This window comes from Streptomyces sp. NPDC006711, from assembly GCF_042869775.1.
In the GTDB taxonomy this organism is placed as follows: Bacteria; Actinomycetota; Actinomycetes; order Streptomycetales; family Streptomycetaceae; genus Streptomyces.
Window position 1 is genome coordinate 73033 of sequence record NZ_JBIAGO010000016.1, and the last position, 11409, is coordinate 84441.

Here is an 11409-nt window from a genome sequence, read left to right on the forward strand (position 1 = left end):
ACGGGGGGAGCGACGGGGTCAGGGTCGGTGGGCGGTGGCCCTTCCCAGCAGGACACAGGCCAGCGCGGCGAGCAACGCGGCGGCGCCGCCCGGGACCATGAGACCGGTGGTCGCCGGCGCGGCGAGCACCAGGGCGAGCGTCTGGGCGAGCGCCGCCGCGCAGCACACCACCGCCGCGGCCACCGCCGCCCCGAACGACTGGAGCAGGAGCCCGGTCCACAGCACGGCGCCGATCAGCAGCAGCGTGGCGAGGCCTACGCCGTCGAGCGGCGGGGCGCCCGGCCACAGCCCGGTGCCCGCCTCGGCGAGCGCGGCGAGCACCAGGAGGTAGGCGCCGAGGCAGAGCAGCACGGTGACGGCGACCGAGCCCCGGAAGCCGCGCGCGCTCAGGGAGCCGCGCAGCCCGGCCAGGCTCTGGGCGCGGAAGCGGTGCAGCAGCCATTCGGCGGGGCCCATGCTGAGGGTCAGGGCGACCGCGGAGGGGCCCGCGACCGTGCCCGTTGAGCCGTGCCGGAAGACGTCGCCGAGGGCGGCGTACAGGACCAGCACCCCCGCCCCGAGCCCGAACAGGCCGTACGGCACGGACGCCGTGAGCCGGGGCGAGACGGCGCCGCCCGGTCCCGGCCCGGCCGGCTCGGCGCACAGGGCGCGCACGGCCAGCGTCACCGCCGAGCCCAGCGAGACGAGCAGCAGGAGGGGGCCCGCGGCGGACGGCAGGCCCGGCAGGAGGCCGAGGGTCAGGGGCAACAGGGCCCAGAACAGGGCACGTTCACGGCCGAGGACGAGCAGCGCGGTGGCCGCCGCCAGATAGCAGCACTGGCCGGCGGCGAACGCGGCGCCCGGCAGGTCGTCGGGGCCCGCCACGGCGAACGCGGCCAGCGCGCTCAGGGCGGCCCCGAGCGGGGCGCCGAGACGCAGGGCGCGGACGGCGGCCGGGCGGTCGGCGAGACTGAGCCAGGAGTGGGCGCGGTGCGAGAGCGACTGGTTCCACACCCAGCCGGTGACCGCGCCGGCGAGCAGCGAGAGCGTGCCCGCGGGCAGTCCGAGCGCGGCCGGGGGCCCGGCCAGCAGGGGTGCGCCCAGGACGTAGGCGAGCCCGGGCAGCGCGAAGACGAGGCCTCGCAGCAGACAGGAGCCGAGGTGGGTGTGCCAGGGCTCGGGCGGCGGCGCGGGGGGCGAGGGGTAGCGGCGCCCGACCCGGCCGTACAGCTCCTCGGCCAGCGAGAAGGAGTCGGGGTGGCCGTAGACGGCGCTTATCCGCGCGTCGGTCATGCCGTCGGACTCGATGATCGCGGCTATCTCGTCCGGGTGGACGGCGGCCGCTATCAACCCCTCCAGGCGCAGGGCGAGTTGGGCGACGGGTTCATCGGCGGCCGGCCCGGGCGGGCGCTGGCGCGGGATGAAGGGCAGGGTGTCCTGCCCCTCGTCCCCGCCGGGGCGCGGGGATCCGCTCACCGCGCCGCACCGCCGAGGGGGACGGCCCCTGCGTCCTCGGCCAGGCCGCGGTACCAGGGGGCGGCGAGCCGCAGCGTCCAGTCGTCGTCGGGTGTGAAGGCGGCGGGGGTGGGCTCGGACGCGTCGATTCCGGCCAGCTCGCGGTAGATGCGGCGGAAGCCGTCCACCGAGCGGTGCAGGGTGAACTCGTCGATCACGCGTTGGCGTGCGGCGGCGCCGAGTTCGGCCCGCCGGGTGTGGTCGCGCAGCAGCCCGATGGCGGCTTCGGCCATCACGGCCGGCTCGCGCGGCGGCACGATGAGCCCCGCGTCGCCGGCCGCCTCGCGTACGCCGCCGACGTCCGTGGACACGGTGGCGCGGCCGCAGCTCATGGCCTCGATCAACGAGAAGGGGAAGCCCTCGCTGATGCTGGAGAGCATCACCACGGTGCCCGAGGCGTAGGCGCTCGCCGTGTCGCTGACCCGGCCCTCGTAGGAGATGCCGTCGCTCACACCCAGTTCGGCGGCGAGCTTTTCGAGCCGGGTCACATAGTCGCCGCCGCCAGCCGGCACAGGACCGTACAACCGCAGCCGGGTCTCGGGGAGTTCGGCCCGCACGATGGCGTACGCGCGGATCAGGGTCTCCAGGTCCTTGATGGCGTCGATGCGTCCGCACCAGCTCAGGGTGGGGACGTCCGGGTCGGGCCCGGCGTGCGGGAAGAGCTCGGGGTCGACGCCGTTGTAGACGGTACGGATCCGCTCGGACGGCGCGCCTTGGCGCTCCTCCCAGCGGCGGTTGTACTGGTTGCACGGCGTGATCAGGTCGGCATCGCGGTATCCGAGCGTGTTGAGCTCACGGTAGAAGCCGAGCAGCACGGCCTTGACGGGCCAGCTCTGCTCGCACGCGCGGTGGCCGAGGTAGCGCTCACGCAGATAGATGCCGTGCTCGGTGAGCAGGAACGGCACCCCGTCGAAGTGCCGCGCGGCGAGCGCGGGCAGCGTGGCGAGGCCGCTGCTGACCGCGTGCGCCACGCTGTCCGCGCGAACGCGGGCGGACAGCGGGCGCAGTGCGTGTTCCAGGAGGTCCGTGGCGGTCAGGGCGTCGTACACGGACGGTTTCGCCTTGGACAGGGCCAGGTGCGGCATGGTCCAGATCCACATCAGCGACTTCAAGGCCGCTTCGGAGCGCAGCGCCGCCGTGAGCCGCCCGGCCCGGGCGAACTCCGCCAGCCCGTAAAGGGCCGAGGCGAAGTCGCAGCCGGACTCCGGGTCGAGCAGGGCGAGCAGGAAGCGCTCGTAGGTGTCGGTGAACCGGCGCCTTTCCTTGCCGAGGAGCGGCCTTCGCCCACCGGGCCTCGGCCCCCACAGAGGGAAGGCCGCATGGCTGCGGACGTTGGCCGGGAGTTCCCAGGCGACCGGCTCACGGCCACTGCCGGTGAGGGCGACGACGGTGAAGTCGACCTCCGGCATGCCGCGTATGAGCTGGTCGCACCATGTGCTCACACCCCCGTGCACATGTGGATACGTACCTTCCGTGAGCATGGTGACATGACGGCCACTGCTCGGCATGGATGTCCCCCCAGGACAAGCGGTCGTGCGTGACGAGCGATCAGGCGGTCGGCGTGGCCGGCAGTTGCAGCGTGATCGCCGACTGAAGCAGCTCGGGCGACGACCAGTCGGAACGCAGCCCCGCGTAGGCGGTGCCGAACGCCGTGGTGCCGACGAACAGTTGCTTGCGCGTCCCCTCGGGCGCGGTGACGGGTGCGTACACGCCCTTGGGCGCCTGCACCGTGACGACGTTGCCGATCCGGTAGGCGGTCACCGTGCCGGCGGCCAGTGCCTTGTCCCAGGACGCCCGGCGGGCGAGTTCGGTTCCCGCGTCCTTTTCGCGCAGGTTCACGATCGGGGCGTTGTCGGCGTACAACGCCTTGTAGTCGCCGAGCACCTTGTCCAGGACCGGGTAGAGGATGCGCTCCTCCGCCAGGTTGGACTGGTGGACGTACGTCGGCCTCGGGTCGTTCCACAGGACGTGCGAGAGGGCGGTCTTCGCCTCCCGGGGGACGATGTAGTCCTGGTAGCCGGTGGCCGTGTCCAGCGGCGCGGGCATGCAGGTGGAGACCGGGTTGTTCTCGCAGATGCCGCTTCCGCCGCTTGCCTTGGAGGTGTACAGCCAGTTGTACTCGTCGGTCATCTCGGCGGCCTTGCCGACGTTGTAGTACACGTTCATCGGGTGCCTCGGAACGGTCAGCGCGGCCCCCACCGCGCGCTGGTCCGGCTCGCGCGAGGCGTCGCTGCCGGTCCACTTGACGCCGTTGTCGGCGAGCGCGCCCGCCAGGTTCGGGTTGTCGTCGGGCTGCTGCGGCAGGACCCGCATGCCCGAGTGCTCGCCGGTGACCAGCTCGCTCCTGTCGACCGGGAGGCCCTTCTGGGCGGCCCAGGTGTTGTTCTGCGAGATCTGCGCGGAGATGTCGGCGCGGCTCATCCACTGCGTGGAGCCGTCGGCGTTCTTCTTGCATTGCCACGGCACCACGGTGGTGTCCTGCACGCAGCCGAGGAATTCATGGGTGTACGTGTGGTTCACCCAGCGGAACTTGGCCTTGTCGGCGATGAGTTGGGCGGCCAGCGCGTCGGTGCCGCCGTTCTCGGACTTCCACTCCTCGCCCGCGCCGCCGTTGAAGACCATGTCGAGCGTGAAGCCGTTGGCGGCCTCCCACTGCGCCGCGTACTGCGCGTCGGCGGCCGTCATGCGGATGTCCGGGTTGTTCGCGCCGCCGGCGGGGCAGTCGAGGTCGCCCGGGGTGCAGTTGTTGACGCTGTCCCAGCGGGAGTCGGGGGCGAACACGTCGTCCACGTGCACCGCGAAGTAGTTGCGGCTCTGGCCCAGGTGGACGCCCTGGGTCAGCCACTCCACCATGCCCTTGGACAGCGCCTGGAACTGCTCCTGGTACTGGTTGTAGGCGAAGGTGACCACGAGCTCGCTGCGGCCGTCGTGGGTGTACTGGCCGAGCATGGAGCCGCCGGACGGCGCGTCGAGGTAGCTGGTGAAGCCGTCCCTGGGATGCGCCGCGTAGCCGTAGCTCTCGGGCACGGCGGGGTCGTTGTCCTCGAAGGTCAGCGGCCCGTCGAGATAACCGAAAGGCCCCGCCTTGCCGGCCGCGGTGACCTGCGTGGTGGTGCCGTCCAGGACGCCGGAGAAGCCGCCGGGCTGGTCGGTGTAGTCGAGCCCGACCTCGGGGTGCGCCCAGGTGTAGGCGTCGACCTGGCGGATCCCGAAGGTCTTCTCGTACGCGGCGAGAGCGGTCTGCTCGGGCGAGCCGGCCGCGCCGAAGGGGATCTCGTTGGGCGCGACGACGCCCTGGAACTTCGCCCGTGGCCGGCCGCCCACGGTGTCGCTGAGGAAGGCCGCGTCGACGACCGGCCGCCCCGACGCCCCCAACGCGACGCTCTGGTAGGGCACTTGGGTGTTCTTCAACTCGGCCACCAGGGCCGCGACCGCGCTCCCGCCGTCGTCCAGGACCAGCACTTTCAGGTCGACGCGCGGCACGGTCGTGCCCACCGCGCCGGCGGCCGGTACGGCCGTGGTGAGAAGTCCGGCGGCCATCAGGGCCGTGAGCGCCCACCTGGTTCTGCCGTTTTTCAAGGCCTTCGCCTTCATGTGTCCCCCCTCATGAGCCCCCTGTACGCGGGTGCGTATGACGGCTCGTGGTGATGATGCAAAGGGGCACGCTGCCCCCTGTGCCCGATCGAGGTGAGTGTGGCGGAGCTCCCAGGGAGTGTGTGGGCCAAACGTGAAAGAGACACCACGGATGAGTGAATTAAGGCCACCGCGATCGAACGCCGTTCGCGCGCGTAGGCTCGTGGCTGGTGGTCGACCGGCCCCAAATACGATGGACCGGGCCTCGGCCGGCCCATACGACGGTCGAACACTCCACCGGATTCTCAAGGAAGAGAGATCTCACCACCGTGACTGCTCTGACTCTCAGCACTGCCGGCGCGGCGACGCTGCGCGCCGACGCCCTCGTCGTCGGCGTCGCCAAGGCCGCCGGCCCCAAGGGTGGGCTGGTCGTCGCGCCGGGCGCCGAGGCCGTGGACAAGGCGTTCGACGGAAAGCTCGCCGCCGTCCTGGAGACCCTCGGCGCCTGCGGCGCTGAGGGTGAGGTGACCAAGGCCGTGTCGCCCTCCGGCCTCAAGGCGCCGTTCGTCCTCGCGGTCGGCCTCGGCACCGCCCCCGCCAAGGACGAGGCGTACGGCTCCGAGGTGCTGCGCACCGCCGCGGGCAACGCCGCCCGCGCCCTGCACGGCATCAAGAAGGCCGCCTTCGCTCTGCCCATCGAGGCCGCCGAGGACATCGAGGCGATCGGCGAGGGCGCCCTGCTCGGCTCCTACGCCTTCACCGCGTACCAGGACCGCGGCGCCGACGCCAAGGGCCCGCTCGCCGAGGTGACGCTGCTCGGCGCCAAGCCGCGCGACAAGGCCCACAAGGCCGCCGTCGAGCGCTCCCTGGCCCTGGCCGAGGAGATCAACCGCGCCCGCGACCTGGTCAACACCCCGCCGAACGACCTGACCCCCGAGGCCTTCGCCGCGGTCGTCTCGGCCGCCGGCAAGGAGCACGGCCTCAAGGTGCAGGTGCTCGACGAGAAGGCGCTGGAGAAGGGCGGCTTCGGCGGCATCCTCGGCGTCGGCGTCGGCTCGAAGAACCCGCCGCGCCTGGTGAAGATCTCCTACACCCACGCCAAGAACGCCAAGCACCTGGCCTTCGTCGGCAAGGGCATCACCTACGACTCGGGCGGCATCTCGCTCAAGCCGGCCGGCCACAACGAGACGATGAAGTGCGACATGGCCGGCGCCGCCGCCGTGTTCGCCGCCGTCGTCACGGCCGCGCGCCTGGGCGTCGAGGCCAACGTCACCGGCTGGCTCGCGCTGGCCGAGAACATGCCGTCGGGCTCCGCTACCCGCCCCGGCGACGTGCTGCGCATGTACAGCGGCAAGACCGTGGAGGTCCTGAACACCGACGCCGAGGGCCGGCTCGTGCTGGCCGACGCGCTGTGGAAGGCCTCCGAGGAGAAGCCGGACGCGATCGTGGACGTCGCCACCCTGACCGGCGCGATGGTGCTGGCCCTCGGTGACCACACCTTCGGGATCATGGCCAACGACGACGCCTTCCGCACCGCGATCCACGAGATCGCGGAGGAGGCGGGCGAGCAGTCCTGGCCGATGCCGCTGCCGAAGAACCTGCGCAAGACGATGGACTCCCCCACCGCCGACATCGCCAACATGGGCGTGCGGATGGGCGGCGGCCTCATCGCCGGCCTGTTCCTGAAGGAGTTCGTCGGCGAGGGCATCACCTGGGCCCACCTGGACATCGCGGGTCCCGCCTACAACGAGGGCGGCCCGCACGGCTACACCCCCAAGGGCGGCACCGGCTCCTCGGTGCGCACCCTGGTCCGGCTCGCGGAGCGCGCCGCCGCGGGCGACCTCGGCTGAGCGGCCGCGCACAGCCGGCACACGGGGCGGCTCCGGGCATCCGTGCCGGGGCCGCCCGCCTCGGCGCTCCGTACCGCGGGACCTCGGCCGGATTTCGCTGTCGATGAAATCCGTGTGCCGAGGCGCGGTGCGCAGTCACCGCTGAGACCGCCGAGTCCGGCGATCAGCGGTCTCAGACCCCGGCCCCGCGTCCCGCCTTCCGTCAACAAGTGCGAAGATGGGTTCTCGGCAGGACAGGGCCCCCACCACAGGGCCGAAGACAAGCGGCCGATACCAGCCGCCGCCGGTCATCGACGACCGCGCCCGGCGCACATGCATGGAGGACGTGACGTGGCGAACGACGCCAGCACCGTTTTCGACCTAGTGATCCTCGGCGGTGGCAGTGGCGGCTACGCCGCGGCCCTGCGCGGAGCGCAGCTGGGCCTGGACGTCGCACTGATCGAGAAGAACAAGCTCGGCGGCACCTGCCTGCACAACGGCTGCATCCCCACGAAGGCCCTGCTGCACGCCGGCGAGATCGCCGACCAGGCACGCGAGGCCGGCCAGTTCGGCGTCAAGGCCACCTTCGAGGGCATCGACATCAACGCGGTCCACGCGTACAAGGACGAGGTCATCTCGGGCCTGTACAAGGGACTCCAGGGCCTGGTCGCCTCCCGCAAGGTGACCTACATCGAGGGTGAGGGACGCCTGTCCTCCCCGACGTCGGTGGACGTGGGCGGCCGGCGTGTCCAGGGCCGTCACATCCTGCTGGCGACCGGCTCCGTGCCGAAGTCGCTGCCGGGTCTGGAGATCGACGGCAACCGGATCATCTCCTCCGACCACGCGCTGACCCTGGACCGCGTCCCGCAGTCCGCGATCATCCTGGGCGGCGGCGTCATCGGCGTCGAGTTCGCCTCGGCGTGGAAGTCCTTCGGCACCGACGTCACCGTCATCGAGGGTCTGAAGCACCTCGTGCCGGTCGAGGACGAGAACAGCTCCAAGATCCTGGAGCGCGCGTTCCGCAAGCGCGGCATCAAGTTCAACCTGGGCACCTTCTTCCAGAAGGCGGAGTACACCGCCAATGGCGTGAAGGTCACGCTGGCCGACGGCAAGGAGTTCGAGGCCGAGGTCCTGCTCGTCGCCATCGGCCGCGGCCCGGTCTCCCAGGGCCTCGGCTACGAGGAGCAGGGCGTCGCGATGGACCGCGGTTACGTCCTGGTCGACGAGTACATGCGCACCAACGTGCCCACCATCTCCGCCGTCGGTGACCTGGTCCCCACGCTCCAGCTCGCGCACGTCGGCTTCGCCGAGGGCATCCTGGTGGCGGAGCGTCTGGCCGGCCTCAAGACCGTCCCGATCGACTACGACGGCGTGCCCCGGGTGACGTACTGCCACCCCGAGGTCGCCTCCGTGGGCATCACCGAGGCCAAGGCCAAGGAGATCTACGGTGCGGACAAGGTCGTCGCTCTGAAGTACAACCTCGCGGGCAACGGCAAGAGCAAGATCCTCAAGACCGCGGGCGAGATCAAGCTCGTCCAGGTCAAGGACGGCGCCGTGGTCGGCGTCCACATGGTCGGTGACCGTATGGGCGAGCAGGTCGGCGAGGCCCAGCTGATCTACAACTGGGAGGCGCTGCCGGCCGAGGTCGCGCAGCTCATCCACGCGCACCCGACGCAGAACGAGGCGCTGGGCGAGGCCCACCTGGCCCTGGCCGGCAAGCCACTGCACTCCCACGACTGACAGCCCCCGGGCGCGACGACCACTTCCCCGCAATTCGTAAGGAGCAACCGAAACCATGTCGGTTTCCGTAACCCTTCCGGCGCTCGGCGAGAGCGTCACCGAGGGCACCGTCACCCGCTGGCTGAAGGCCGAGGGCGAGCGCGTCGAGGCCGACGAGCCGCTGCTCGAGGTCTCGACCGACAAGGTCGACACCGAGATCCCCGCCCCCGCCTCCGGCATCCTGGCCTCCATCAAGGTGGCCGAGGACGAGACCGTCGAGGTCGGCGCCGAGCTCGCCATCATCGACGACGGCTCGGGCGCCCCGGCGGCCGAGGCCGCCCCGGCGCAGCAGGCTCCGGCCCAGGAGGCCCCGGCTCAGGAGGCTCCGGCCCCGCAGGCCGCGCCGTCCACCGAGGCCGAGGCCCCCGCCCCGGCCCCCACGGCCGAGGCCGCCTCCGGCGGTGGCTCCGCCGAGGGCACCGACGTCGTCCTCCCCGCGCTCGGCGAGAGCGTGACCGAGGGCACCGTCACGCGCTGGCTCAAGGAGGTCGGCGAGGAGGTGGCCGAGGACGAGCCGCTGCTCGAGGTCTCCACGGACAAGGTCGACACCGAGATCCCGGCTCCGGTCGCGGGCGTGCTGCTCGAGATCGTCGTCGGTGAGGACGAGACCGCCGAGGTCGGCGCCAAGCTCGCCGTCATCGGTGCGCCCGGCGCCGCTCCGGCCGCCGCCCAGGCTCCGGCCGCCCCGGCCCCCCAGGCCGCTCCCGCTCCGGCTCCGGCCGCCGCCCCGGCGCCCGCCCCGGCCGCTCCGGCACCCGCCGCCCCGGCTCCGGCTCCTGCCCCGGCTGCCGCTCCGGCACCGGCTCCCCAGGCCCCGGCACCGGCCGCCGCCCCGGCACCGGCACCGGCCGCCCAGGCACCGGCCGCCCCGGCGCCGGCTCCGGCCGCCGCCCCGGCCCCGCAGGCTCCGGCCCCCGCCGCGACCTCCGCTGACGACGGCGCGTACGTCACGCCGCTGGTCCGCAAGCTCGCCTCCGAGTCCGGTGTGGACCTGGGCGCGGTCAAGGGCACCGGCGTCGGCGGTCGCATCCGCAAGCAGGACGTCATCGCCGCCGCGGAGGCCGCCAAGGCCCCCGCTCCGGCCGCCGCCGCCCCGGCCGCGAAGAAGGCCGCCCCGTCCCTCGAGGCGTCCCCGCTGCGCGGTCAGACGGTCAAGATGACCCGCATGCGCAAGGTCATCGGCGACAACATGATGAAGGCGCTGCACTCGCAGGCCCAGCTGACCACGGTCGTCGAGGTCGACATCACGAAGCTGATGAAGCTGCGCAACGCGGCGAAGGACGCCTTCGCCGCGCGTGAGGGCGTCAAGCTGTCCCCGATGCCGTTCTTCGTGAAGGCGGCGGCCCAGGCGCTGAAGGCCCACCCGGTCATCAACGCCCGGATCAACGAGGACGAGGGCACCATCACGTACTTCGACTCGGAGAACATCGGCATCGCCGTCGACTCCGAGAAGGGTCTGATGACCCCGGTCATCAAGGGTGCGGGCGACCTCAACCTGGCCGGCATCTCCAAGGCCACGGCCGAGCTGGCCGGCAAGGTCCGCGGCAACAAGATCACCCCGGACGAGCTGTCGGGCGCGACGTTCACGATCAGCAACACCGGCTCGCGCGGCGCGCTGTTCGACACCGTCATCGTCCCGCCGAACCAGGTCGCCATCCTGGGCATCGGCGCCACCGTCAAGCGTCCGGCGGTCATCGAGACCGCCGAGGGCACCGTCATCGGCGTCCGCGACATGACGTACCTGGCGCTGTCCTACGACCACCGTCTGGTGGACGGCGCCGACGCCGCCCGCTACCTGACGGCGGTCAAGGCGATCCTGGAGGCCGGCGAGTTCGAGGTCGAGCTCGGCCTGTAAGGCTCTCCACGGCACCCTGGGACGGCTGTAACACTCGTCTCACCAGCGGCCGCGTCCCCGTCCGGGCTCTTTCGGACGGGGACGCGGCCGTATTGTTTGGCACGTCGCCGCTCGCCTGAAGGAGCCCCCATGACCGTGCCCGTAGTCCACTCGCTGCGCGAGCAGATCCGCGAGCACATCGTGGAGGGGATCGTCAGCGGGCGCTGGAAGCCCGGTGAGCGGATCGTGGAGCGGCGCATCGCGGTGGAGCTCCAGGTCAGCCAGACGCCCGTGCGCGAGGCCCTGCGGGAGCTGGAGAGCCTGCGCCTGATCGAGTCGGCGCCCAACAAGGGCGTACGCGTGCGCAATCTGAGCGCGGCCGACCTGGAGGAGAGCTATCCGGTGCGGGCCGGCCTCGAACAGATCGCGGCGGAGCTGGCGGCCGAACGGCTCGCCGAGGACTGCTCGGCCCTTGAGCCGCACGTGGCGGCCCTGTACGAGGCGGACCGCGCGGCCGACGGCACCGCGCAGGTGCGGCACACCGTCGGCTTCCACCGCGAGCTGGTGCGGGCCGCCGACAACAGTGTGCTGCTGCACACATGGGAGGGCCTGGGCATCGAGGTGTTCACGGCGCTCTCGATCCGCTGGCTCGGCACCGTACAGAAGTCGTACGCGGAGGAGCACGAGGACCTGGTGGCGGCCTTCCGGCGGCGGGATCCGGCCATCGGCCCGCTGGTGAAGGCGCATGTCCTCGGGTGCGCCCCGCGCAGCGCCTGACCGGAGCGGCGCCGGCCGCCGACCCCCCGAATGCAAGGCACCGGGTGCCCGCATCAGCGGCACCCTGTGCCGACTTTCGTGATTCGAGCAAGTTTTTGGGCTCACACTTTGATCGATCATCGA

The 11409-nt window shown here is 72.0% G+C and carries 7 protein-coding genes; 4 read left to right on the forward strand and 3 right to left on the reverse strand.

Annotated elements, in window-relative coordinates:
* Positions 1-18 precede the first annotated feature (18 nt).
* From ACFYM2_RS26810 to ACFYM2_RS26820, 3 genes are read right to left on the reverse strand one after another with little or no spacing between them, the layout of a single operon-like run.
* The gene (locus ACFYM2_RS26810) at positions 19-1455 is read right to left on the reverse strand and encodes a hypothetical protein (RefSeq protein ID WP_388839747.1); all 1437 of its coding nucleotides are present in this window, start codon (positions 1453-1455) and stop codon (positions 19-21) included.
* Positions 1452-3002 carry a GT4 family glycosyltransferase PelF gene (pelF, locus tag ACFYM2_RS26815; RefSeq protein ID WP_388839750.1) on the reverse strand — a complete coding sequence of 517 codons (1551 nt, stop codon included), beginning with the start codon at positions 3000-3002 and terminating at the stop codon, positions 1452-1454. The genes ACFYM2_RS26810 and pelF overlap by 4 nt, the downstream gene beginning before the upstream one ends.
* Positions 3003-3042: 40 nt before the next feature.
* On the reverse strand, positions 3043-5088 hold the full coding sequence (locus ACFYM2_RS26820) for a hypothetical protein (protein ID WP_388461621.1): 2046 nt from the start codon (positions 5086-5088) through the stop codon (positions 3043-3045).
* A 308-nt stretch (positions 5089-5396) separates the two neighbouring features.
* Between ACFYM2_RS26820 and ACFYM2_RS26825 the strand changes: the two genes are divergently transcribed.
* From ACFYM2_RS26825 to ACFYM2_RS26840, 4 genes are all read left to right on the forward strand, one after another.
* A complete protein-coding gene (locus tag ACFYM2_RS26825) occupies positions 5397-6917 on the forward strand; it encodes a leucyl aminopeptidase (protein WP_358995528.1) in 1521 nt (506 codons plus the stop codon).
* Positions 6918-7247: 330 nt separating this feature from the next.
* Positions 7248-8636 carry a dihydrolipoyl dehydrogenase gene (lpdA, locus tag ACFYM2_RS26830; protein ID WP_358995531.1) on the forward strand — a complete coding sequence of 463 codons (1389 nt, stop codon included), beginning with the start codon at positions 7248-7250 and terminating at the stop codon, positions 8634-8636.
* A 55-nt stretch (positions 8637-8691) separates the two neighbouring features.
* Positions 8692-10530, forward strand: coding sequence for a 2-oxoglutarate dehydrogenase, E2 component, dihydrolipoamide succinyltransferase (sucB, locus tag ACFYM2_RS26835; protein ID WP_388839753.1), 1839 nt, complete (start codon positions 8692-8694; stop codon positions 10528-10530).
* A 129-nt stretch (positions 10531-10659) separates the two neighbouring features.
* On the forward strand, positions 10660-11286 hold the full coding sequence (locus ACFYM2_RS26840; RefSeq protein ID WP_358995535.1) for a GntR family transcriptional regulator: 627 nt from the start codon (positions 10660-10662) through the stop codon (positions 11284-11286).
* Positions 11287-11409 lie beyond the last annotated feature (123 nt).